General features: G+C 60.7%; 21 protein-coding genes. 11 read left to right on the top strand and 10 right to left on the bottom strand.

Annotation, left to right across the window (positions count from 1 at the left end):
* The first annotated feature begins 23 nt into the window (after positions 1 to 23).
* The gene (gene choX / locus EGJ27_RS04760; RefSeq protein WP_125829582.1) at positions 24 to 950 is read left to right on the top strand and encodes a choline ABC transporter substrate-binding protein; all 927 of its coding nucleotides are present in this window, start codon (positions 24 to 26) and stop codon (positions 948 to 950) included.
* Positions 951 to 1,132: 182 nt separating this feature from the next.
* Positions 1,133 to 2,701 (top strand): SulP family inorganic anion transporter, encoded by a 1,569-nt coding sequence (locus tag EGJ27_RS04755; protein WP_125829581.1) that lies wholly within the window; start codon positions 1,133 to 1,135, stop codon positions 2,699 to 2,701.
* 134 nt (positions 2,702 to 2,835) lie between these two features.
* Here EGJ27_RS04755 and aroE read toward each other — a convergent pair whose 3' ends face one another.
* Entirely contained in the window at positions 2,836 to 3,660 is an 825-nt protein-coding gene (aroE, locus tag EGJ27_RS04750; protein ID WP_125829580.1) for a shikimate dehydrogenase, read from the bottom strand.
* Between the two features lie 76 nt (positions 3,661 to 3,736).
* Entirely contained in the window at positions 3,737 to 4,651 is a 915-nt protein-coding gene (hemF, locus tag EGJ27_RS04745; RefSeq protein ID WP_125829579.1) for an oxygen-dependent coproporphyrinogen oxidase, read from the bottom strand.
* 165 nt (positions 4,652 to 4,816) lie between these two features.
* On the opposite strand from hemF, the gene EGJ27_RS04740 reads away from it, so the two are divergent.
* Positions 4,817 to 5,794: an NADPH:quinone reductase gene (locus EGJ27_RS04740; protein WP_125829578.1), complete on the top strand. Its 978-nt coding sequence runs from the start codon at positions 4,817 to 4,819 to the stop codon at positions 5,792 to 5,794.
* Positions 5,795 to 5,810: 16 nt separating this feature from the next.
* Here EGJ27_RS04740 and EGJ27_RS04735 read toward each other — a convergent pair whose 3' ends face one another.
* The 3 genes from EGJ27_RS04735 to EGJ27_RS04725 all read right to left on the bottom strand — a co-directional run bounded on the left by EGJ27_RS04735 (position 5,811) and on the right by EGJ27_RS04725 (position 8,668).
* Positions 5,811 to 6,368 (bottom strand): L-threonylcarbamoyladenylate synthase, encoded by a 558-nt coding sequence (locus EGJ27_RS04735; RefSeq protein WP_125829577.1) that lies wholly within the window; start codon positions 6,366 to 6,368, stop codon positions 5,811 to 5,813.
* 36 nt (positions 6,369 to 6,404) lie between these two features.
* Positions 6,405 to 7,520, bottom strand: a complete 1,116-nt coding sequence (gene dprA / locus EGJ27_RS04730; protein ID WP_125829576.1) for a DNA-processing protein DprA — start codon at positions 7,518 to 7,520, stop codon at positions 6,405 to 6,407.
* 122 nt (positions 7,521 to 7,642) lie between these two features.
* Positions 7,643 to 8,668: a LysM peptidoglycan-binding domain-containing protein gene (locus EGJ27_RS04725; protein WP_125829575.1), complete on the bottom strand. Its 1,026-nt coding sequence runs from the start codon at positions 8,666 to 8,668 to the stop codon at positions 7,643 to 7,645.
* A gap of 134 nt (positions 8,669 to 8,802) precedes the next feature.
* Here EGJ27_RS04725 and def point away from each other — a divergent pair, with 134 nt between their 5' ends.
* Genes def through trkA form a run of 4 tightly spaced genes read left to right on the top strand, consistent with a single transcriptional unit; the run spans position 8,803 to position 13,022 of the window.
* A complete protein-coding gene (def, locus tag EGJ27_RS04720) occupies positions 8,803 to 9,309 on the top strand; it encodes a peptide deformylase (RefSeq protein WP_125829574.1) in 507 nt (168 codons plus the stop codon).
* Positions 9,310 to 9,364: 55 nt separating this feature from the next.
* Positions 9,365 to 10,309 carry a methionyl-tRNA formyltransferase gene (gene fmt / locus EGJ27_RS04715; protein WP_125829573.1) on the top strand — a complete coding sequence of 315 codons (945 nt, stop codon included), beginning with the start codon at positions 9,365 to 9,367 and terminating at the stop codon, positions 10,307 to 10,309.
* Positions 10,306 to 11,634, top strand: a complete 1,329-nt coding sequence (gene rsmB / locus EGJ27_RS04710) for a 16S rRNA (cytosine(967)-C(5))-methyltransferase RsmB (RefSeq protein ID WP_125829572.1) — start codon at positions 10,306 to 10,308, stop codon at positions 11,632 to 11,634. The genes fmt and rsmB overlap by 4 nt, the downstream gene beginning before the upstream one ends.
* A 14-nt stretch (positions 11,635 to 11,648) precedes the next feature.
* Entirely contained in the window at positions 11,649 to 13,022 is a 1,374-nt protein-coding gene (gene trkA, locus EGJ27_RS04705) for a Trk system potassium transporter TrkA (protein WP_125829571.1), read from the top strand.
* Between the two features lie 941 nt (positions 13,023 to 13,963).
* Here trkA and EGJ27_RS04700 read toward each other — a convergent pair.
* A complete protein-coding gene (locus EGJ27_RS04700; protein ID WP_125829570.1) occupies positions 13,964 to 14,851 on the bottom strand; it encodes a lysophospholipid acyltransferase in 888 nt (295 codons plus the stop codon).
* Positions 14,852 to 14,889: 38 nt separating this feature from the next.
* Positions 14,890 to 15,441 (bottom strand): DNA-3-methyladenine glycosylase I, encoded by a 552-nt coding sequence (locus EGJ27_RS04695; protein ID WP_125829569.1) that lies wholly within the window; start codon positions 15,439 to 15,441, stop codon positions 14,890 to 14,892.
* Positions 15,442 to 15,520: 79 nt separating this feature from the next.
* On the opposite strand from EGJ27_RS04695, the gene glyQ reads away from it, so the two are divergent.
* The 4 genes from glyQ (at position 15,521) to EGJ27_RS04675 (ending at position 19,911) form a co-directional block, all read left to right on the top strand.
* Positions 15,521 to 16,468 carry a glycine--tRNA ligase subunit alpha gene (gene glyQ / locus EGJ27_RS04690; protein WP_125829568.1) on the top strand — a complete coding sequence of 316 codons (948 nt, stop codon included), beginning with the start codon at positions 15,521 to 15,523 and terminating at the stop codon, positions 16,466 to 16,468.
* Entirely contained in the window at positions 16,465 to 18,519 is a 2,055-nt protein-coding gene (gene glyS / locus EGJ27_RS04685) for a glycine--tRNA ligase subunit beta (RefSeq protein WP_125829567.1), read from the top strand. The genes glyQ and glyS overlap by 4 nt, the downstream gene beginning before the upstream one ends.
* A gap of 13 nt (positions 18,520 to 18,532) precedes the next feature.
* Positions 18,533 to 19,075: a D-glycero-beta-D-manno-heptose 1,7-bisphosphate 7-phosphatase gene (gene gmhB, locus EGJ27_RS04680; RefSeq protein WP_125829566.1), complete on the top strand. Its 543-nt coding sequence runs from the start codon at positions 18,533 to 18,535 to the stop codon at positions 19,073 to 19,075.
* Positions 19,076 to 19,140: 65 nt separating this feature from the next.
* Positions 19,141 to 19,911: a 1-acyl-sn-glycerol-3-phosphate acyltransferase gene (locus EGJ27_RS04675; protein WP_125829565.1), complete on the top strand. Its 771-nt coding sequence runs from the start codon at positions 19,141 to 19,143 to the stop codon at positions 19,909 to 19,911.
* A 192-nt stretch (positions 19,912 to 20,103) separates the two neighbouring features.
* On the opposite strand, the gene EGJ27_RS04670 is transcribed toward EGJ27_RS04675, so the two are convergent.
* From EGJ27_RS04670 to recF, 3 genes are all read right to left on the bottom strand, one after another.
* Positions 20,104 to 20,373: a DUF2790 domain-containing protein gene (locus EGJ27_RS04670; protein WP_125829564.1), complete on the bottom strand. Its 270-nt coding sequence runs from the start codon at positions 20,371 to 20,373 to the stop codon at positions 20,104 to 20,106.
* A 230-nt stretch (positions 20,374 to 20,603) separates the two neighbouring features.
* The gene (gyrB, locus tag EGJ27_RS04665) at positions 20,604 to 23,021 is read right to left on the bottom strand and encodes a DNA topoisomerase (ATP-hydrolyzing) subunit B (protein WP_125829563.1); all 2,418 of its coding nucleotides are present in this window, start codon (positions 23,019 to 23,021) and stop codon (positions 20,604 to 20,606) included.
* 4 nt (positions 23,022 to 23,025) lie between these two features.
* Positions 23,026 to 24,129: a DNA replication/repair protein RecF gene (recF, locus tag EGJ27_RS04660; protein WP_125829562.1), complete on the bottom strand. Its 1,104-nt coding sequence runs from the start codon at positions 24,127 to 24,129 to the stop codon at positions 23,026 to 23,028.
* Positions 24,130 to 24,136: the final 7 nt, after the last annotated feature.

The following is a 24,136-nucleotide window of genomic DNA, read 5'->3' as shown; positions in this document are numbered from 1 at the left end:
AAGAAAACCAAAGGGGTACGTCAATGAAGAAGTTATCCACAGCAGTTGCGGTCAGTGTCCTGGCGCTCGGCAGTTTCGCCGTACATGCGGCCGACGCCAGTTGCAACACGGTGAAGATGGCCGATCCAGGCTGGAGCGACATTGCGGCAACCAACGCTATCACCGGCCTGTTGCTCGACGGTATGGGCTACAAGACCAAGATCGACACGCTGGCCGTACCTATCGCCTACGGCGGCCTGAAGGACGGCCAGCTGGATGTGTTTCTCGGTAACTGGATGCCTGCGCAGCAGGGCTTCTATGACAAGTTCATCGCCACCGGAGACGTGACCCAGCTGGCCAAAAATCTGCAAGGCACCGAATTTACGCTCGCCGTACCCGATTATGTCTGGGAAGCGGGCGTGCACGACTTTGCCGACCTGAACAAATTTGCCGACAAGTTCGGCAAAAAAATCTACGGTATCGGCTCCGGGGCGCCGGCCAATCAGTCGTTGCAGGAAATCATCAAGAACAATGAATTCGAACTGGGCGGCTGGAAGCTGGTGGAATCCAGCGAGCAGGCGATGCTTGCCGAGGTGAACCGCAACGTGAAGCGCAAGGCATTCGTGGCCTTCCTGGGCTGGACGCCGCACCCGATGAATGTGCAGATCAAGGGCATGCGCTACCTCAAGGGCGGCGAGAAGTACTTCGGCGATACCGGCTCGGTCCATACCCTGACCCGCAAAGGCTACGCCCAGGCCTGCCCGAACGTCGGCAAGCTGCTGACCAACCTGAGCTTCACGCTGGACATGGAAAACAGCATCATGGCGGACGTGGCCAGCAAAAAGATCAGCAACACCGAGGCAGCCAAAGCCTGGATCAAGGCCAATCCTGCCGTACTGGACAAGTGGCTCGACGGGGTGAAGACCATCGATGACAAAGATGCGCTGGCGGCAGTAAAAGCCAAGCTCTAACCCACGCACATCGCCTGTAGGAGCGACCTTGGTCGCGAAGGCTCAGGCACAGACGATGTTGACTCTGTGGCTGTGCCGTTCTCTTCGCCAGCAAGCCGGCTCCTACAGTTCGGGCACGGGTAACCAACGCAGCCCCGGTTCCGGGTTAATCTTGCCCGCACCCCACCCACCTTGAGGAACCGATGCGCTGGCTCAACCGCCATAAATTCCTGCCTTTCCTTGCCTGGCTTCCCAGGCAAAATCGCGCCAGCGTCGGTCGTGACGCGATGGTGGGACTCAGCGGCGCGATTCTCGCCCTGCCGCAGTCGATTGCCTACGCGCTGATCGCCGGTCTGCCACCTGAATACGGTTTGTATGCCGCCATCGTTCCGGTAGTGATCGCCTGCCTGTGGGGTTCGTCGTGGCACCTGATCTGCGGGCCGACCGCTGCCATTTCCGTGGTGCTCTACGCCAGCGTCAGCCCGCTGGCGATTCCCGGCAGTCAGGACTACATCACGCTTATCCTGCTACTGACCTTTATCGCCGGCGCTTTCCAGTTGCTGCTGGGCATGATGCGCTTCGGTGCACTGGTAAATTTCGTTTCCCATTCCGTGGTGCTGGGCTTCACGCTCGGCGCCGCCATCGTCATTGCGCTGGGGCAAATGCCCAACCTGCTCGGCATTAACCTGCCAAGCCAGTCCACCGCTCTTGGCAGCCTGACCTCGCTCCTCGTTCATCGCGGTGAGTTGGACGTACCTTCGCTATTGCTCGGCGTGCTGACCCTGGCGCTGGGCATCGCGCTCAAATCCGTGGTGCCACGCTGGCCGACATTGTTGATCACGCTAGTGGCAAGCACGCTGCTGGTCTGGTGGTGGCCGGCCATGTTCGGCCAGGTAAAAGTCGTGACCCAATTCGTTGGCCAACTGCCTCCGTTCAGCGCACTGCCACTGGATCTGGATCTGATTCTGCGGCTGCTGCCCACCGCCGTCGCCGTGGGCATGCTCGGCCTGGTCAACAGCCTGTCGATTGCCCGCTCACTGTCGGCGCGCTCGCAGCAGATGATCAATGCCAATCAGGAAGTCCGCGCCCAAGGGCTGTCGAACATGGTCGGCTCGCTGTTCTCCGGCTATCTGTCAGCCGGCTCGTTCACCCGCGCCGCGCTGAGTTATGAAGCAGGCGCGCGCTCGCCTTTGGCGGGCGTGTTTTCCGCCATGTGGGTGGCGCTGTTCGCAGTGGCCGGCGCGTCGCTGATCTCGCATATTCCGATCCCGAGCATGGCTGCTTCGATTCTGCTGATCTGTTGGGGTCTGGTGGATCGGCGCGGCATACGCGCCTTGTACCGCGTCAGCCGTGCAGAGTTTTTCGTCATGGCGCTGACCTGCCTGGCGACCCTGCTGCTGGAATTGCAGACCGCCATCTACGCCGGCGTGCTGGCCTCGCTGTTTTTCTACCTCAAGCGCACGTCACAGCCGCGGGTGCAGCAATGGTGCGACGGCGAGGACGAGATCCTGCGCGTCGGCGGCTCGATCTTCTTCGGCGCCAGCCACTACCTGCAGACGCGCCTGCAACGCACCCAGGGCAAGCGGGTGGTGATCGAAGCGCAGCAGATCAACTTCATTGATTATTCAGGCGTGGAGATGCTCCATCAGGAAGCCCGCCGCCTGCGCCAGCAGGAGCGCGCGCTGGTCCTGCGCCATGCCAGGCCGCAAGTGATCGAAGAGCTGCACAAGCTGGAAGGCCCGGAGAATTGCCCGGTTTTGTTTGAGGATTGAGGTAAGCCGTTTTTACTACCGCTTCGCGCCAGATCGTCGGATTGCCGCCCACAGCAAGCTGGCTCCTACTGGATCTTGGCGCACTTAAGCGTGGTAGGAGCCAGCTTGCTGGCGAAAGGCTCTACGTGATTCTTTCAGCCAATCGCCAACTGCCGTCTCATCTCGGCCAACACGGGTGCTGAATCCGGGCGCACGCCGCGCCAGAGCAGGAAGGCTTCGGCGGCCTGTTCGACCAGCATGCCCAGGCCGTCCACCGACTGCGCCGCGCCATGCTCGGTGGCCCAGCGGCAGAATGCAGTGGGTTCCTTGCCGTACATCATGTCGTAGCAAAACGTCGCGCCCGACTGGATCAGGGTTGGTGAAATCGGCGGCAACTCACCGGCAAGGCTGGCTGACGTGGCATTGATGATCACGTCCACCGGTTCTTCCAGCCAGTCGTAGCCACTGGCGAATACCGGGCCGAGGTCCGTGAACTCGCGGGCCAGTTGTTCGGCTTTCTCCACCGTGCGATTGGCGATGACCAACACCGCAGGCTTTTCCGCCAGCAGCGGCTCCAGAGCGCCGCGCACCGCGCCACCGGCCCCCAATACCAGAACCCGCTGTCCGCGCAGGCTGATGCCGCAATTGACGGTCAGATCGCGAACCAGCCCGGCGCCGTCAGTGTTGTCGCCCAGAAGCGTGTCGTCGGCCTGTCTGGCCAATGTGTTCACCGCTCCGGCACGTCGCGCACGTTCGGTCAGGCTGTCAGCCAGTTGGAATGCCTGCTCCTTGAATGGCACCGTCACGTTGCCGCCACGGCCAGTTTGAAAGAACCTGCGAGCGAAGGCCGCAAAATCGTCCAGTGGTGCCAGGGCAGTCTGGTAATCCAGCTGCTGTGCGGTCTGTTCGGCAAACAGCCGATGGATCAGCGGTGACTTGCTATGGCCGATGGGGTTGCCGAAAACGACGTAGTGGTCCATGGGAGTTCCTGTTCCGGTGCAAGACCTGTGGAGTTCTGTAGGAGCGCCGCCCGGTCCGCTCCCGCAACAAACAGCGTCAATCCGCCGCGAGCCAGTCCCGGTCGGTGAGAAAGTATTCAGTCAGGCGCGCTTCTTCGCTGCCGGGTGCCGCCTTCCAGTCATAACCCCAACGCACCTGCGGCGGCAGGGACATGAGGATCGACTCGGTACGCCCGCCCGATTGCAGGCCGAACAGCGTGCCTCGGTCGTAGACCAGATTGAACTCCACGTAACGGCCACGACGGAATTCCTGGAACTCGCGCTGTTGCACGGTATAGGCCGCTGCCTTGCGGCGGCGCACGATGGGCAGGTAGGCGTTGATGAACGCATCGCCGATGGTGCGCAGGAAGGCAAAGCTGGTGTCGAAATCCCACTGGTTCACATCGTCGAAGAACAGGCCGCCGATACCTCGTGGCTCGTTGCGGTGCTTGATGTGGAAATAGCTGTCGCACCAGGCCTTGTAGCGCGGGTAGACGTCGTCACCGAAAGGGGCGCACGCCTGCTCGGCCACCCGGTGCCAATGCACGCAGTCCTCCTCGACGCCGTAGTAGGGTGTCAGGTCGAAACCGCCACCGAACCACCAGACCGGCTCTTCACCTTCCTTTTCGGCAATGAAGAACCGCACATTGGCATGGGAAGTCGGCACGTGTGGGTTGTGCGGGTGAATGACCAGCGACACACCCAGCGCCTCAAAACCACGACCGGCCAGTTCGGGCCGATGTGCGCTGGCCGAAGGCGGCAGGTTGCTGCCGAAGACGTGCGAGAAGTTCACGCCGCCTTTCTCGATCACGGCACCATTCTCGATGACTCGCGTGCGACCACCGCCGCCCGCCGGGCGAGTCCAGGCGTCTTCGACGAAGCGGGCGCTGCCGTCTTCCTGTTCCAGAGCAGTGCAGATCCGGTCTTGCAGGTCGAGCAGATAGGCTTTCACGGCCTCGGTACGGGTGTTCATGGCGATCCCTTACAACTGGCTTCAAACGTCTCGGCGCCCGGATTGAAAGGGGCGCAGGCAAATTGGCGCGTAGCATACCACCGGCCGGGCGGCCTTCGCAGTTGACGAAGGTCAGGGGAAAGCGTCCGATAGAGCATCGGTTACCCACCAGCATGGAGAGAGCAAATGGCAAAGCGTATCCAGTTCAGCGCGATCGGCGGCCCCGAGGTGCTCGATTATGTCGACTTCGAGCCTGCTGCGCCGGGCGCGCAGGAAGTGCTTGTGCGCAACAAGGCGATCGGCCTGAACTTCATTGACACCTATTACCGCAGCGGCCTGTACCCGGCGCCATCCCTGCCGTCGGGCCTGGGCACCGAAGGGGCCGGCGTTGTGGAGGCGGTGGGCAATGAAGTCACACGGTTCAAGGTGGGCGACCGCGTGGCCTATGCCACCGGCCCGCTGGGCAGCTACGGTGATGTGCACACGCTGCCCGAAGCAAACCTGGTAAAGCTGGCGGACTCGATCAGCTTCGAGCAAGCCGCAGCGGTCATGCTCAAAGGCCTGACCGTGCAATACCTGTTGCGTCAGACCTATCAGGTCAAGCCCGGCGAGATCATTCTGTTCCACGCCGCCGCCGGTGGCGTGGGTTCGCTGGCCTGTCAGTGGGCCAAGGCGCTGGGTGCCAGATTGATCGGCACCGTCAGCTCGCCCGAAAAAGCCGCTCACGCCAAGGCACTCGGTGCGTGGGAAACCATCGACTACAGCCATGAGGATGTTGCCCGTCGTGTGCTGGAACTGACCGACGGCAAAAAATGCCCGGTGGTCTACGACGGCGTCGGGCAGGATACCTGGCTGACGTCCCTCGACAGCGTGGCGCTGCGCGGCCTGGTGGTGAGTTTCGGCAACGCTTCGGGGCCGGTTTCCGGGGTGAACCTGGGCATCCTTGCCCAGAAAGGCTCGGTTTACGTGACCCGGCCGACACTGACCAGCTATGCCAACAACGCGCAGAACCTGCAGACGATGGCCGACGAACTGTTCGACATGCTTGCCAGCGGCAAGCTGAAGGTCAATGACGTTCAGCAATACGCGTTGAAGGATGCCGCCAGGGCGCAGATCGAGCTGTCCGCTCGCCGCACCACAGGCTCCACCATCCTGATCCCGTAAAACCGCGCACCTGTCGCTAGCCGGGCCGCACTACCTGCCCGGTGGCGATATCGCGAATCACGCTGGGGTGACGGCGACCGCCCAGGCTGCCGCCGAGTACCAGGTCGATCTGGCCCCGGAAATACTGCTCGACCCGCAGCCGGCTGCGGGCGGACGGGCGCCCGGCCGGGTTGGCCGATGTGGAAATCAACGGGCCGACCAGCGCACACAGTTCGCGCACGGTCGGGTGATCGGTCACTCGCAAGGCCACGGTTTCATGCTTGCCGGTTATCCATTCCGGCAGCAGATTCTGATGCGGCACCAGCCAGGTGTTGGGGCCGGGCCAAGTGCTGGCCATCCGGTCCAGCCACAGCTCGGGGAAATCCTCGAACAGAAAATCGAACTGACGAATGTTGTCCGCGATCAGGATCAGCCCTTTATCCACAGGTCGCGACTTGATGGCGAGCAGGCGATAGACCGCCTCCTCGTCCCATGGATCGCACCCCAGCCCCCAGACCGCCTCGGTTGGGTAGGCAATCACCGCTCCTGCTCTAATCTCCCGAGCGGCTTGTTGCACACGCCAACTGCTGACCATTGCTCTTCTCCGCTAAAACGTCCGCGAAGTTTAACCTCAGCGCACGCGTGCGAACCATCGCCCGGCTTCATTACTGATGCAGCCTTCCAGTTCCAGCTCGGTCAATGCCGCCAGTACGCGAGGTAAAGGCCAGCCGCTGGACACCGCCAGGGCTTCGCTGCTGTGGGGTGCGGCGTAAAGCAGCGCCAGCAAAGGATGAATGGCTTGCTCGGGGCTGGCGGCAGGCGCGGCCGCTGCGGGTGCCACTACCTTCCAGTGCTGGAGCGCTTCAAGTATGTGATCGACCGTTTCCACCAGAATCGCGCCGTCGCGGATCAGCTGATGGCAGCCGCGGGCGCCGGGATGATGAATCGACCCCGGAATCGCGTACACCTCGCGGCCATGCTCGGCTGCCAGCCTGGCGGTGATCAGCGAGCCGCTGCCGACACTGGCCTCGACCACCAGCACGCCGAGTGACAGGCCGCTGATGATCCGGTTGCGTCGCGGAAAGTTGCCCGGCTGCGCCGCAACGTCGAGGGGGAACTCGGAAATCACCGCGCTGCCCTGGGCAGCCATCTGCGCAGCCAGCTGACGATGGCGCTGTGGATAAAGTTTTTCGAGCCCGGTACCCAACACTCCGATTGTCGTGCCGCCGACCGCCAGCGCGGCGTGATGCGCGGCGCCGTCGATGCCCAGCGCCAGGCCGCTGGTAATCACAAAGCCGGCCGAAGCCAGACTTCGCGCAAACGCTGCGGCAGTGTCCAGGCCGGGCCTGGAGGCGCGTCGACTGCCGACCATTGCCAGCTGCGGTCGGTCGAGGATTTCAGGATTACCGGCGATGAAGATCAGCGGTGGCGGATCGGCGATCTGGGCGAGCAGAGCGGGGTAGCGGGGATCGTCCCACATCAGTAAATGCTGGCCCGGACGCTCAAGCCAGGCCAATGCGGCGCTTGCACCATCGCGCACCGAAGGCTCGCGCCGCGCCTCGGCACAGGCCGCCGGCAGGCCCAATGCGCGCCAGGCGCTGGCGGGTGCCGCAAGAGCAGCGGAGGCTGAACCGAAGGCTTCGATCAGTCGTGAAAAACGTTGAGAGCCGATTTCAGGTAGGCGCTGAAGACGCAAACGCGCCTCCAGTTCGGCGGGCGAAACAGTAGCGTCTTCGAACAGTGGCATAAGATCGTCCTTGATCCAGATGCGCGCTCAATGAGCGGACAAACCTGTGGATAACTCTGTTGACAACAATTTGAAAAGTTGTGAATCAATGAAAAAAAACGTCTCAAAACTGAAACATAGCGTTAAGGGTTACGCACCTTATCCATGATGGCCATCGATCGATTGGCTTGCAGGACCAATCCGTAGCTCAATTTGTCGTACGTACGAAACACCATCAGCAGGCCGGCACGTTCGTCAGGGATCTTGACCGACTCGCCGGTGATGCGGTCACGCACGGTTTCGCCGGTCTTGAAAATCGCCAGCACATTGCCTTCCGCCAGTCCGTCGCGCTTGCCTCTGTTCAGGGTCACTACGTCGTACTCGCCAATCTGGGTGACGCCACGGGGCACGTCGACAATCAGGCCCTCGATGGCGGTTTGCGGCGCGGCAGGCATGAACGTTGAATTGATGGCCCGTTCTTCGCTGCTGAACAGCCGATCCCCCAGTCGCACCTCTTGGGTGGAGCGTTGCAGCACCATGGTCGAGATATCGCCTTCGGTGGCAACGATCTCACCGCCACCGATGTCATCGGCGTTGATGCCCAAGACCTCTTTGGTTTCCGGGTCGGTGTAAGTCTTGCCCTGACGGAAAATGCCGTACACCGAATGTTCCGGATCAAGGGTGCCGCGCGCATAGATGCGGTCGCCTCGGCCACTGAGCACGCGCTCGGCGTTACCGGCCACGATGTACGGCGCGGTCTGGAATTGCTCGGCGCTGTCGACGATCCGGTTGCTGATCAGAAAGGCATTGATCGCGCCCAAAGGAATGCTGGGAATCGCCTCGACGGTCGGGGTGCTGCGCACACGCGGTGACAATTTGATCGTCCCGCGCGACTCGCCGCGACTGAGGGTCACGCGTGGCTGGCCGTCGATGTACACCAGCGACAGCGAATCGCCAGGATAGATAAGGTCCGGATCACTCACCTGCGGATTGGCCCGCCATACTTCCCGCCACTTCCAGGGTTCACTGAGGAATTTCCCGGAAATATCCCACAGCGTGTCTCCGGCGACGACGGTATAACGCTGCGGATGGCCTTCCCTGAGCTGCACTTGCGCCTGGACAAGACCGCTGGCGGTCAACAGCAGCAAGGCGAGTAGTGATTTCCTCATGCGGTGAATCCCTTTATCATGTTGCTTCGCGTGAACATAGAGTCCCAACAGGCTCGTTATCAGGCCTGCCTCGCTTCGATGTCCCAAGCCGGCAGCCGATTTTGACTTTACCCTACAGTGCAGCTCTTACGTATATGGCCATCCTAAACATTCTCGAATTTCCCGACTCGCGCCTGCGCACCATCGCAAAGCCCGTGTCGATAGTAGACGACGGCATCCGCCAGTTGGTCGACGACATGTTTGAAACCATGTATGAAGCGCCAGGAATTGGTCTGGCGGCGACCCAGGTCAACGTTCACAAGCGCGTCGTGGTCATGGACCTGAGCGAGGATCGCAGCGAGCCGCGGGTGTTCATCAACCCCGAGATCGAGATGCTGACCGATGAAATGGATCAGTATCAGGAAGGCTGCCTGTCGGTGCCGGGCTTCTACGAAAACGTAGACCGTCCGCAGAAAGTCCGCGTCAAGGCGCTGGACCGCGACGGCCAGCCCTATGAGCTGATCGCCGAAGGCTTGCTCGCCGTGTGCATCCAGCACGAATGCGATCACTTGAACGGCAAGCTGTTCGTTGACTACCTCTCCAATCTCAAGCGTGACCGGATCAAGAAGAAGCTTGAAAAACAGCACAAGCAGAACGCCTGATCCGTCACCTCAAAAGGCCTGTTCAGGGCCTTTTCTTTTTTCAGATGAGAAGCCCATGACTGAGCCACTGCGCATCGTTTTCGCCGGCACCCCGGACTTCGCCGCCGAACACCTCAAGGCCCTGCTCGACAGCCCTCACCAGATCGTTGCGGTCTACACCCAGCCTGATCGTCCGGCGGGTCGCGGCCAGAAACTGATGCCCAGCCCGGTCAAGCAACTGGCTTTGCAGCACGGTGTGCAGGTCTTGCAGCCGCCGACCTTGCGCGATGCCGACGCCCAGGCCGAACTGGCCGCGCTCAAGCCCGACCTGATGGTGGTGGTCGCCTACGGCCTGATCCTGCCGCAGGTGGTGCTGGATATTCCGCGCCTGGGCTGCATTAACAGCCATGCCTCGCTGCTGCCTCGCTGGCGCGGCGCAGCGCCGATCCAGCGCGCGGTGCAGGCCGGCGATGCCGAGAGCGGCGTGACCGTGATGCGCATGGAAGCCGGGCTGGATACCGGGCCGATGCTGCTCAAGACCATTACTGCGATCAGCGCCGAAGATACCGGCGGTTCGCTGCACGATCGCCTGGCCGAACTTGGCCCGCCAGCCGTGCTGCAAGTCATCGCCGGGCTGGCAGATGGTTCGTTGGTGGGTGAGGTTCAGGACGACAGCCTGGCCACCTACGCCCACAAGCTGAACAAGGATGAAGCGCGTATCGACTGGACGCGTCCGGCCGATGAGCTGGAACGTCTGGTCCGCGCGTTCAACCCGTGGCCGATCTGCCACAGCACCTTGAACGAAGAAACGTTGAAGATTCTCGCCGCAGGTCTGGCCGAAGGGCAGGGTGCGCCGGGTACGATTCTCGGCGCCAGCAAGGACGGCCTGATCGTCGCTTGCGGCCAGGGCGCATTGCGTCTGACGCGCTTGCAACTACCGGGCGGCAAACCGCTGAACTTCACAGACCTGTTCAACAGCCGCCGCGAGAAATTCGCGACCGGCACGGTACTGGGTCGATGAACCCGCGTCTGGCGGCCGCCAAGGCTCTGGCTGCAGTCCTCAGCGGCAAGGCATCGCTGAACAGTTCGTTGCCAACCCAACTGGATAAAGTCGACGCCCGTGATCGCGGCCTGACCCAGGATCTGGCGTTCGGCACCGCCCGCTGGCAGCCGCGTCTGTCGGCGCTGGCGGCCAAGCTGCTGCAAAAACCATTCAAGGCTGCCGACGCCGATGTCGAAGCGCTGTTGCTGGTGGGTCTGTATCAGCTGTTCTACAGCCGAATCCCCGCCCACGCCGCCATTGGCGAGACCGTCGGCTGCGCGGACAAGCTGAAAAAACCATGGGCCAAAGGTTTGCTCAACGCCGTGCTGCGTAACGCACAACGGGACGGCGCAGCGCTGCTGGTCGAACTGGAACATGACCCGGTGGTGCGCACGGCTCATCCGCGCTGGCTGCAAAAAGCCTTGAAAGCCGCCTGGCCTGAGCAGTGGGAAGCCATCTGCGCCGCCAACAATGCGCATCCGCCGATGATCCTGCGGATTAATCGTCGTCATAACAGTCGCGCTCAATACCTTGAGCTGCTCAAGGCTGCCGGGCATGAAGCATCGCCCTGTACGTTCAGCCAGGACGGCATTCTGCTCGCCGAACCCTGCGACGTGCGCACGCTCCCGGGCTTTGCCGAAGGCTGGATCAGCGTGCAGGACGAAGCCGCGCAACTGGCCGCCGACCTGCTGGAACTGGCGCCGGGGCAGCGCGTGCTCGACGCGTGCTGTGCACCGGGCGGCAAGACCTGCCATGTGCTGGAAGTACAACCGCAGCTCGCTGGCGTGGTCGCGGTTGATCTGGAAGCCAAGCGCCTGGTCCGCGTGCGGGAAAACCTTGATCGCCTGGGCCTGGACGCCGAACTGATCGCCACCGACGCCCGCGATACCGCCAAGTGGTGGGACGGCAAGCCATTCCAGCGCATTCTGCTCGACGCACCCTGTTCGGCAACCGGCGTGATTCGCCGCCACCCGGACATCAAGCTGACCCGTCAGCCCGACGACATCGTGGCGCTGGCAGCCTTGCAAGGTGAACTGCTCGACGCGCTGTGGCCTACGCTGGAAGTGGGCGGCATCCTGCTGTACGCCACCTGCTCGACCTTGCCGACCGAGAACACCGAAGTGATCGAGGCGTTCCTCGCTCGCACATCCGGTGCTCGTGAGCTGGATATCGCCGGGCAGCTCGGCCAGCCGCCGGCAGGCATCCGCCAGCCCCATGGCCGTCAACTGCTGGCCCAAGAGGGCGGTCACGACGGCTTCTATTACGCCAAGCTGATGAAGATCGCTGCCTCGACCAAGCGCTGACAGGAGATTGCCGTATGAAAATCATCATCCTGGGTGCAGGACAGGTCGGTGGCACGCTAGCCGAACATCTGGCCAGCGAAGCCAATGACATAACCGTGGTCGACACCGACGGTGATCGGCTGCGCGACCTCGGCGACCGCCTGGACATCCGCACGGTGCAAGGCCGGGGTTCGTTCCCGACGGTGCTGCGCCAGGCCGGTGCCGACGATGCCGATATGCTGGTGGCGGTAACCAACAGCGACGAAACCAATATGGTTGCCTGTCAGGTCGCGTTCACCCTGTTCAAGACGCCGACCAAAATCGCTCGGGTTCGTGAAGGTGCATACCTGACCCGCGCCGGGCTGTTCGACAACGATGCGATTCCGGTGGATGTGTTGATCAGCCCCGAGCAAGTGGTGACCAACTACATCAAGCGCCTGATCGAATATCCCGGCGCGTTGCAGGTGATCGATTTTGGTCAGGGCAAGGCTCAACTGGTCGGCGTGAAGGCTTACTACGGCGGTCCGCTGGTTGGCCAACAGTTGCGCCAATTGCGTGCCCACATGCCCAATGTCGACACCCGCGTTGCGGCCATCTTCCGCCGCGACCGGCCGATCCTGCCCCAGGGCGATACCGTTATCGAAGCCGACGACGAAGTGTTCTTCATCGCCGCCAAGGCGCATATCCGCGCGGTCATGGGTGAGCTGCGGCAGCTGGATGAAAGCTACAAACGCATCGTGATCGCTGGCGGCGGCAACATCGGCGAGCGTCTGGCCGAGGCCATCGAAAGCCGTTATCAGGTCAAGATCATCGAGATGAACCCTTCGCGTTGCCGATATCTGTCGGAGAACCTCGACAGCACGGTGGTGTTGCAAGGCAGTTCTTCGGACCGCGACTTGCTGATGGAAGAGAACATCGGTGACACCGACCTCTTTCTGGCTCTGACCAACGATGACGAGGCCAACATCATGTCGTCGCTGCTGGCCAAACGGCTGGGCGCGCGCAAAGTGATGACGCTGATCAATAACCCGGCCTACGTGGATCTGGTGCAGGGCGGCGAGATCGATATCGCCCTGAGCCCGCAACTGGCAACCATCGGCACCTTGCTGGCCCACGTGCGGCGTGGCGATATCGTGAGCGTCCACTCCCTGCGCCGAGGCGCTGCGGAGGCGATCGAAGTCGTGGCGCATGGCGACAGCAAATCCAGCAAGGTCATTGGCCGCCCTATCAAGGACATCGCCCTGCCGCAAGGCACCACCATCGGCGCCATCATCCGCAAGGACGAAGTCCTGATCGCCCACGACATCACCATGATCGAGTCCGGCGATCACGTGATCATGTTTCTGGTGGACAAGAAATACATTCGCGACGTGGAGCGGCTGTTCCAGGTGGGGTTGAGCTTTTTCTGACGACTCGCCTGCAGGAGCGAGCTTGCTCGCGAAGGCGGTGTTCCTGGTGACAGATCTGCTGCGGGTGTGCCGGTTTGCTGCCGCGGCGCGGCAGATCGCGACCGAGGTCGCTCCTACACAGGTCTCAGCTCACATCTGATTACTGTGGAAGCGAGCTTGCTCGCGAAGGCGGTGTCCCTGTGACAGACCTGCTGCGGGTGTGCCGGTTTGCTGCCGCTGTGCGGCAGATCGCGACCAGGGTCGCTCCTACACAGGTCTCAGCGCACATCTGATTACTGTGGGAGCGAGCTTGCTCGCGAAGGCAGTGTTCCTAGTAACAGATCTGCTGCGGGTGTGCCGGTTTGCTGCCGCGGCGCGGCAGATCGCGACCAGGGTCGTTCCTACGCAGGTCTCAGCGCACATCTGATTACTGTGGGAGCGAGCTTGCTCGCGAAGGCGGTGTCTCTGGTGACGGATCTGCTGCGGGTGTGCCGGTTTGCTGCCGCTGCGCGGCAGATCGCGACCGAGGTCGCTCCTACGCAGGTCTCAGCGCACATCTGATTACTGTGGGAGCGAGCTTGCTCGCGAAGGCGGTGTTCCTGATGACAGACCTGCTGCGGGTGTGCCGGTTTGCTGCCGCGGCGCGGCAGATCGCGACCGAGGTCGCTCCTACACAGGTCTCAGCGCACATCTGATTACTGTGGAAGCGAGCTTGCTCGCGAAGGCGGTGTCCCTGGTGACGGATCGGCTGCGGGTGTGCCGGTTTGCTGCCGCGGCGCGGCAGATCGCGACCAGGGTCGTTCCTACACAGGTCTCAGCGCACATCTGATTACTGTGGGAGCGAGCTTGCTCGCGAAGGCGGTATTCCTGGTGACAGACCTGCTGCGGGTGTGCCGGTTTGCTGCCGCGGCGCGGCAGATCGCGACCAGGGTCGCTCCTACACCGACACCACGTTCATCCCTTCAATACCAGCGCTTCTCTCCGGCCGGGCGTTTCTTGAAGCGTTTCATCGTCCACATGTACTGGCTTGGATAAGCGCGTACATATTTCTCCACCACCTGGCTCATGGCCGCCGCCGAGGTTTCGGTGTCGGTGCTGTACATCGCTTCGGGCGCGGCTTCCAGGACGACTTTGTAACCTGAGCCGTCCGGCAGGCGCATGGCGTGCAGGAATACGCCGACTGCCTTGCCGCCGGCCAGCATGTTGGGCACGAATTTGCTGGTCAGTGCCTGGGTGGCGCAGAAGGGGACGAAGATGCCCGCCGATTCCGCAGGCTCCGGATCGGCCGGGATACCCACCGAACCGCCTTTGCGCACTTCCTTGATGACGCTGAGAATGCCTTCCTTGGTGGACGCCGCCACGCGGTTGCCCAATTGCACCCTCTGTTTGCGCAGCAAGTCATCGACGGCTTTCAACTTGGGCGGACGATAGAAAATGATCGGTTTGCACTGGCTGCAATAGAAGTGATTCAACACTTCCCAGTTACCCAGGTGACTGGTGATGCCTACGACGCCTTTGCCCGAAGCCAGCGCCGCGGTAAGCACTTCCAGACCCTCGACTTCACGCACCAGGTCGATGGATTTCTGGGCGGGCCAGATCCAGGCGCAGGCACTCTCGGTCAAGGTCTTGCCGATGTCCATCAGGCTGCGGCCGACCAGCTTTTCAAGTTCGTCCTTGCTCAGTTCGGGAAAGCATTTGGATAGATTGATCCGCACCACTTCCCGCGAACTGTTGGGAATCTTCCACATCAGCCAGCCGATCGAAGTACCGACCCACTGGACCGCTCGCCACGGCAACAGGGCAAACAACCGCAACGCCCCGACTATCATGGCGCCTTTGAACTTATCCACAGATCACTCCCAAATTCTCGAGGCGGGCATTGTAACCGTCAGCGGGTCAGAATCGCGTACCGATCACAATCGGTGGTGTGATCCATGACCATGCCGGTGGCCTGCATGTAGGCGTAGCAAATGGTAGGGCCGACGAAGGTGAAGCCGGCTTTCTTGAGTGCCTTGCTCATGGCCTGGGCTTCTGGCGTGATCGCCGGCACCTCGCTGCGGTCCCTGAAATGATTGACTTTGGGCTTGCCGTCGACGAACGACCAGAGCAGGCCGACCGGATCTTCCAGCGCCAGCCAGGCCCGCGCGTTGGTGCGTACGGCGTTGAGCTTCAGGCGGTTGCGGATGATGGTCGGGTCGAGCATCAGGTGCTCGATTTCGTCATCGCTCAACCGCGCCAGGCGCTCGGCGTCGAAGCCGAACAATACTTCGCGATAACGGGCGCGGCGCTTGAGGATCGTGATCCACGACAGGCCCGCCTGGAACCCTTCGAGCAAAAGCAACTCGAAGAGCTTCTGCGCATCGCGCAGCGGCACGCCCCACTCATGATCGTGATAGGCGATATAAAGCGGGTCTTCGTTGCACCAATAGCAGCGTGTCATAAGGCTCCCAAGAGTGGACGCGTGGCCGAATCGGGTATACTCCCGCTCTTTGAATCGCAGCCCAGCACAGGTGAATTTTGTGAGCCAGCCTACGCCAGCCGTGCGTACCTTCCAAGACTTGATCCTCGCCCTCCAGCAATACTGGGCGGAACAAGGTTGCGTGGTACTTCAGCCCTACGATATGGAAGTAGGCGCCGGCACTTTCCACACCGCCACGTTTCTGCGCGCCGTAGGCCCGGAAACCTGGAACGCCGCTTACGTACAGCCAAGCCGTCGCCCGACCGATGGCCGTTACGGGGAAAACCCCAACCGCCTGCAGCATTACTATCAGTTTCAGGTGATCCTGAAACCGAACCCGGACAACTTCCAGGAACTGTACCTGGGCTCGCTCAAGCACATCGGCCTCGACCCGCTGGTGCATGACGTCCGCTTCGTGGAAGACAACTGGGAATCGCCGACTCTGGGTGCCTGGGGTCTGGGCTGGGAGATCTGGCTCAACGGCATGGAAGTCTCGCAGTTCACCTACTTCCAGCAAGTCGGTGGCATCGAGTGCTACCCGGTCACTGGCGAAATCACCTACGGCCTGGAACGTCTGGCGATGTATCAGCAGGGCGTGGACTCTGTCTACGACCTGGTCTGGGCTGACGGCCCGTTCGGCAAAGTGACCTATGGCGATGTGTTCCACCAGAACGAAGTGGAGCAGTCGACCTACAACTTCGAACACGCCAATGTCGAGAAGCTGTTCGACCTCTTCGATTTCTACGAGAGTGAAGCAGCACGCCTGATCGAACTCGAGCTGCCATTGCCAAGCTACGAGATGGTGCTCAAGGCGTCGCACACCTTCAACCTGCTGGATGCTCGCCGGGCGATTTCGGTCACGGCGCGCCAGCAATACATCCTGCGCGTGCGCACCCTTGCCCGCTCTGTTGCCCAGAGCTACCTGCAAGCCCGGGCCAAGCTTGGCTTCCCGATGGCGCCGCCTGATCTACGCGACGAAGTGTTGGCTAAGCTGGAGGCTGCACAATGAGTGCTCAAGATTTTCTGGTCGAACTGGGCACTGAAGAACTGCCACCCAAGACCCTGAGTTCCCTGGCCGATGCCTTTCTGGCCGGTATCGAGAAAGGCCTGCAGGGCGCAGGGCTGACCTACAGCGCCAAACAGGTCTATGCCGCGCCGCGCCGCCTGGCTGTCCTGATCACTGAGCTGGCAATCCAGCAGCCGGACCGTAGCGTCAATCTCGACGGCCCGCCGCGTCAGGCGGCATTCGATGCCGAAGGCAATCCGACCCAGGCCGCACTCGGCTTCGCCAAGAAGTGCGGCGTCGATCTGAGCGAAATCGATCAGAGCGGCCCGAAGCTGCGTTACAGCCAGAGCATCGTCGGCAAGCCGACAGTCAGCTTGCTGCCGACCATCGTCGAAGATTCGCTGAACGACCTGCCAATCGCCAAGCGCATGCGTTGGGGCGCGCGCAAGGAAGAGTTCGTGCGGCCGACCCAGTGGCTGGTCATGCTGTTCGGCGAGCAGGTCGTGGATTGCACGATCCTGGCCCAGAGCGCAGGCCGTCATTCCCGTGGTCACCGCTTCCACCATCCGGAAGATGTGCGCATTTCTTCGCCAGCCGGCTACCTGAGCGACCTGCGTGGCGCCCACGTACTGGCCGATTTCAACGAACGTCGTCAGATCATTGCCAAGCGCATTGAAGAATTGGCTACCCAGCAGGAAGGCACCGCCATCGTGCCGCCAAGCCTGCTGGACGAAGTGACTGGCCTGGTCGAATGGCCGGTTCCGCTGGTTTGCTCTTTCGAAGAGCGGTTCCTGGATGTTCCCCAGGAAGCGCTGATCACCACCATGCAGGACAACCAGAAGTATTTCTGCCTGCTGGATGCCGACGGCAAGTTGCTGCCACGCTTCATCACCGTGGCCAACATCGAAAGCAAGGACCCGGCGCAGATCATCGCCGGTAATGAAAAAGTGGTTCGCCCGCGCCTGACCGACGCCGAGTTCTTCTTCAAGCAGGACAAAAAGCAGAAGCTGGAAACCTTCAACGACCGTTTGAAGAACGTTGTATTCCAGGCTCAGCTGGGCAGCGTTTTCGACAAGGCCGAGCGGGTTTCCAAACTGGCGGCCTTTATCGCGCCGCGTATTGGCGGCGATGCAACGCGCGCTGCCCGTGCCGGCTTGCTCTCCAAGTGTGACCTGTCGAGCGAGATGGTCGGCGAATTCCCTGAGATGCAGGGCGTTGCCGGTTACTACTACGCCAAGGCCGACGGTGAACCAGAAGATGTCGCACTGGCTCTGAACGAGCAGTACATGCCACGCGGCGCCGGAGCGGAACTGCCGACGACGCTGACCGGAGCGGCGGTCGCCATCGCTGACAAGCTTGATACCCTGGTCGGCATTTTTGGCATCGGCATGTTGCCCACCGGCAGCAAAGACCCCTATGCACTGCGCCGTGCGGCATTGGGCATCCTGCGTATCCTGATCGAGAAGAAGCTGGACCTGGATCTGATCGAAACGGTTAAGTACGCGGTCGCTCAATTCGGTGCCAAGGTCAAGGCAGCCGGGCTTGCGGAGCAGGTGCTGGAATTCATCTTCGACCGCCTGCGTGCGCGTTATGAAGACGAAGGTGTGGAAGTGGCGGTGTACCTGTCGGTGCGCGCGCTGCAGCCAGGTTCGGCACTGGACTTCGATCAGCGCGTGCAGGCGGTGCAGGCATTCCGCAAGTTGCCGCAGGCCGCAGCGCTGGCAGCGGTGAACAAGCGTGTGTCGAATCTGTTGAGCAAGGCCGAGGGCAACATTGCCCAGACCGTCGAGCCCAAGTATTTCGACAACGCCAACGAGTTCTCGCTGTACTCGGCCATTCAACAGGCCGACCACGCGGTGCAGCCGATGGCCGCCGAGCGTCAGTACAGCGAGTCGCTGGCGCGTCTGGCGACTTTGCGCGAACCGGTCGACGCTTTCTTCGAGGCCGTCATGGTCAACGCAGAAGATGCCAACGTGCGTGCCAACCGCTACGCGTTGCTGGCGCGTCTGCGCGGCCTGTTCCTGGGCGTGGCCGATATCTCGCTGCTGGGCTGACAAGGGGTCGCCGTTGAAACTGCTGATACTCGATCGGGACGGCGTGATCAATCACGACTCCGACGCTTATATAAAGTCGGTGCAGGAGTGGGTTCCCATTCCAGGCTCGATCGAAGCCATCGCAGCATTGAGCAAGTCCGGCTGGACGGTGGCCATCGCCACCAACCAGTCGGGCATTGCCCGAGGTTATTACGATCTGGCCACTCTGGATGCCATGCATGAGCGTTTGCGCGCTCTGGTGGCGGAGCAGGGCGGCGAGGTCGGTCTGATCGTGTATTGCCCGCACGGGCCGGACGAAGGCTGCGATTGCCGCAAGCCCAAGCCCGGTATGCTGCAGACCATCGCTCGCCACTACGCGGTCGATCTGCAGGGGCTATGGTTTGTAGGCGACAGCAAAGGTGACCTGCAGGCCGCTTTGGCCGTCGATTCTCAGCCAGTTCTGGTGATGACCGGCAAAGGCCGCAGGACCCTGGACGGCGAGGTGCCCGCGGGCACCTTGATTTTTGACGATCTGGCGGCAGTCGCCGCAGAACTTATCCACACCGGCGTTCGCTGAACCGTTAAGCCTTCGGGTTCGGCACGCTCAAGGAGCGGGCAGTTGCCCGTACGGTAAACGCAACTATGTCGATCATGCGGGCAATCAGGATTTTTCTCTTCTACCTGTTGCTGGGCACCAGCTCGCTGCTGTGGTGCACATTGAGTTTTTTCATCGCGCCTTTCCTGCCGTTCAAGGCTCGCTACCGGTTCATCAACGTCTATTGGTGCCGCTGCGCAATCTGGCTCACGCGTGTGCTGTTGAACATTCGGGTCAACGTCACCGGCGCCGAGAACGTGCCCAAGACGCCATGCGTCATCATTTCCAACCATCAAAGCACGTGGGAAACATTCTTCCTTTCGGCGTACTTCGAGCCCATGAGCCAGGTGCTCAAGCGCGAACTGCTGTACGTGCCGTTTTTCGGCTGGGCGATGGCTATGCTGCGTCCTATCGCCATTGATCGTGACAACCCCAAGGCCGCGCTCAAGGAAATCGCCAAGAAAGGCGACGAATTGCTCAAGGACGGTGTCTGGGTGCTGATTTTTCCGGAAGGCACACGTGTTCCATTCGGTCAGGTTGGCAAGTTTTCGCGAGGGGGTACGGCACTGGCGGTCAACGCTGACTTGCCTGTACTGCCGGTAGCACACAACGCCGGCAAGTACTGGCCAAAGGAAGGCTGGGCCAAGCAACCCGGCACTATCGAAGTAGTGATTGGCGAGCCCATGTTTGCCGAGGGCACTGGACCCCGCGCCATCGCGGCGCTCAACGAGCGTGTCCAGACCTGGAACGAGGATGCACAGCGCGCACTAGGCTCGCCCGTCAGGCCAGTGTCCACAGGTGAAAAAGTGCCTGTCTGATTTTGTGGATAACCTGTGTACCGTTTTTGACAAAGCGTCGTAAATGTCTCTTAAGCTGCTGTTTTTGATGGATATTTCAAAAGCTCGGATTTTTGGAAAAACGTGCATAAGTTCAAAATGACTTCGTGCATATACGTGCGATGCGAAAACAAAACCCGGCTCAGGCCGGGTTTTTAGTTTCTGCTGCAGGTGTCAGCCGTTCTGGTTTTGCTGTGTCCCTTCGATCAGGTATTGCAGCTTGTGAACCTCGCCTTGGGGGTCCTTGTAGATCATCACCGAGCGGGTAAGCCCCGCGCGATCCTGGTTGCCACTCAGGTGGATGACCTTTGCAACATCCACCTTCATACCGTAGTGATACTGCTCGGTCGGCAACGAGTGGGTATCGCTTGTGACCTCGTCCTGGGCGAATGCCTGGGTGGTTGAAAGTGCGGCCAGCATGGAAAAAGCGATGGTGTATTTCATGTTCAGTTCCTGTAATTGATTAGGTGCTGAACGTATTAAAAGGGAAATTCGCCCATGCTCTAAATCAAACCGAACGCTTCCTGATATCACGGTTATTTATGGCTCGCTGATGCCCGTGCATCCCGCGATGCGGGCACAAAAAAAGGCCAACCGGTCAAGGTTGGCCTTTTTGAACGCTTTGGATGCCGGCTCGAAGCCGGAGATCGGCAGCGTGCTTGCGTCCAGACGGCTTAGAAGTCCAGGTTGGACACCGCCAGCGCGTTACTCTCGATGAAGTCACGGCGTGGTTCGACCGCATCACCCATCAGGGTGTTGAAGATCTGGTCAGCGCCAATGGCGTCTTCGATGGTGACCTTGAGCATGCGGCGCACGCTTGGGTCCATGGTGGTTTCCCACAACTGGTCCGGGTTCATTTCACCCAGCCCTTTGTATCGCTGAATGGTATGACGCTTGGTGCTTTCGGCCATCAGCCAGGCGAGGGCGTCCTTGAACTCGGTGACGGGCTTCTTGCGCTCGCCGCGTTGCACGTAGGCGCCTTCTTCCAACAGCGAGCTGATCTGCGCACCCAAGGCCGTTACGGTCTTGTAGTCGTTGCTACCGAAGAAGTCGCGGTTGAAGGTGACGTAGTTTGACAGGCCATGGGAGATCAGTTCGACTTCCGGCAGCCATACGTTGCGCTCACGATCTTCACGCAGGCTGGCCTTGTAGACCAGGCCCGACTTCTCGCCGGCGCGCAGGCGCTCGTCGAACTTGGCCAGCCAGGCTTGCATGCCGGCGTGATCGGACAACTGCTCCAGCGTCACCGGCGGCAGGTAAACGAAGTGCTCGGTCAGTTCCTGTGGATACAGGCGTGACAAGCGCTTGAGCGTCTTCATCACCATACGGAAGTCGTTCACCAGTTTCTCCAGCGCGGCGCCGGAGATACCCGGTGCGGAGTCGCTGAGGTGCAGGCTGGCGTCCTCCAGTGCCGACTGGGTCATGTACTCTTCCATGGCCTCGTCGTCTTTGATGTACTGCTCCTGCTTGCCTTTCTTGACCTTGTACAGCGGCGGCTGGGCGATGTAGATGTAGCCACGCTCGATCAACTCCGGCAGCTGGCGGAAGAAGAACGTCAGCAGCAGGGTGCGGATGTGGGAACCGTCGACGTCAGCATCGGTCATGATGATGATGTTGTGATAACGCAACTTGTCGATGTTGTACTCTTCACGCCCGATGCCGCAGCCCAACGCAGTGATCAAGGTGCCGACTTCCTGAGAGGAAATCATCTTGTCGAAACGCGCTTTCTCTACGTTGAGGATCTTGCCCTTGAGCGGCAGGATGGCCTGGGTCTTACGGTTGCGTCCCTGCTTGGCTGATCCGCCAGCAGAGTCCCCTTCCACCAGGTACAGTTCGGAGAGGGCAGGGTCTTTTTCCTGGCAATCCGCGAGCTTGCCCGGCAGGCCGGCGATATCCAGAGCACCTTTGCGACGCGTCATCTCCCGCGCTTTGCGCGCAGCTTCACGAGCACGTGCAGCGTCGATCATCTTGCCGACGACGGCCTTGGCTTCGTTCGGGTTTTCCAGGAGGAAGTCCGAGAAGTACTTGCCCATCTCTTGTTCAACTGCGGTTTTGACTTCGGACGAAACCAGCTTGTCCTTGGTCTGCGAGCTGAATTTCGGATCAGGTACTTTTACCGAGATGATCGCCGTCAGACCTTCACGGGCATCGTCCCCGGTGGTCGCGACCTTGTGCTTCTTGGCCAGGCCTTCCTGTTCGATGTAGGTATTGAGGTTACGCGTCAGGGCAGAGCGGAAACCCACCAGGTGAGTACCGCCATCGCGCTGTGGAATGTTATTGGTGAAGCACAACAGGTTCTCGTTGAAGCTGTCGTTCCACTGCAGGGCAATCTCGACACCCACACCATCGTCACGCTGGACGTTGAAATGGAACACCTGGTTCACCGGTGTCTTGTTGGTGTTCAAGTATTCAACGAACGCCCGCAGGCCGCCCTCGTACTTGAAGAGTTCTTCCTTGCCGCTACGCTCGTCCTTGAGGACGATGCCAACACCCGAGTTCAGGAAGGACAGTTCACGAATCCGCTTGGCCAGAATGTCCCAGCTGAAGTGGATGTTCTTGAAAGTCTCAGCGGAAGGTTTGAAGTGAATCTGAGTGCCCGTGCTGTCACTGTCGCCTACGATCTTCATCGGCTCTTGTGGCACACCGTGGACGTAGGTCTGTTCCCAGATCTTGCCGCTGCGGCGAACTGTCAGTTGCAGGACTTCTGAAAGGGCGTTTACGACCGAGACACCTACACCGTGCAAACCACCGGAAACTTTGTAGGAGTTATCGTCGAATTTACCGCCGGCATGGAGCACGGTCATGATGACCTCTGCTGCCGAGACGCCTTCTTCTTTATGCACGTCTACCGGAATACCGCGACCGTTGTCGCGCACGGTGATCGATTCGTCAGGATGGATGATGATGCTGATGTCGTCGCAATGGCCAGCCAGCGCTTCGTCGATCGAGTTATCAACCACCTCAAACACCATGTGGTGCAGACCGCTGCCATCGTCTGTATCACCGATGTACATCCCGGGACGCTTGCGCACGGCATCAAGTCCTTTCAGCACTTTAATGCTGGACGAGTCGTACGTTTGGTTTTCGCTCATGCAATCACTCCCGATGGTCGTGGGTCTGGGTGATACGGCCCTGTTCCACGTGGAACAAAGCGACTGGCGTTTCCGTCTGCCAGCCTTCCCTCAAAAATTCTTGATCTACACAGGTGATGAAAACCTGGCAGCGTAAGTCTTCCAGCAAGCGGCATAGTGCCTGTCGATGGTTCTCGTCCAGCTCGGACGGCAGGTCGTCTACCAGGTAGATACACTGGCCACGGCGCGCCTGACTGACCAAGTGTCCCTGCGCAATGCGCAGCGCACACACCACCAGCTTCTGCTGACCGCGAGACAATATGTCCGCCGCGTTGTGTGCGCCCAGTCGAAGACGCAGATCAGCGCGTTGTGGCCCGGCTTGGGTATGACCCATTTGCTGGTCCCGGTGCAAGGAAGAGGCGAGTACGGTGCTCAACTCCTTTTCTTTGTCCCAGCCGCGGTAGTAACTGAGCGTCAACCCTTCAAGCTCTACCAACTCGCCCAATGTCTGTTCGAAGACCGGCTTCAGTGCCTTGATGTAAGCACGTCGGAACTCATCGATTTCATCACTGGCCAAGCACAGCTCACGGTCCCATGCAGCTTGCGAAGCGGCGTCAAGTGTACCATGCCGAAGCCACGAGTTCCGCTGCCGCAAGGCCTTCTGCAGGCGCTGCCAAGTGGCCATGAAACGTGGTTCCACGTGGAACACTCCCCAGTCGAGGAACTGACGACGGATCTTCGGTGCACCCTCCAACAAGCGAAAGCTGTCGGGGTTGATCAACTGCAAGGGGAGTATTTCCGCGAGCTGCGCGGCACTGCGGGCATTCTGCCCATCGATGCGAATCTGAAACCCGCCTTGGCGGTCTCTGGAAATACCCAGAGCGCTATGGCCGCCTTCTGCCAATTCAACCTGGCCGAAAACCGTACAGGCAGGCTGTTCGTACTGAATGACGGGAAGCAACCGGGTGCTGCGGAACGAGCGGGCGATCCCCAGCAAGTGAATGGCTTCCAGCACGCTGGTTTTGCCGCTGCCGTTAGCGCCGTAAAGGATATTGATACGCGGGGAGGGGGAGAGGGTCACCGGGTGCAGATTGCGCACCCCGGTGACCGAGATGCGGCTGAGAGACATCTAGATT

This window comes from Pseudomonas sp. v388 (assembly GCF_003935425.1).
Classification (GTDB): domain Bacteria; phylum Pseudomonadota; class Gammaproteobacteria; order Pseudomonadales; family Pseudomonadaceae; genus Aquipseudomonas.
This window is presented reverse-complemented; position numbering and strand designations above follow the sequence as displayed.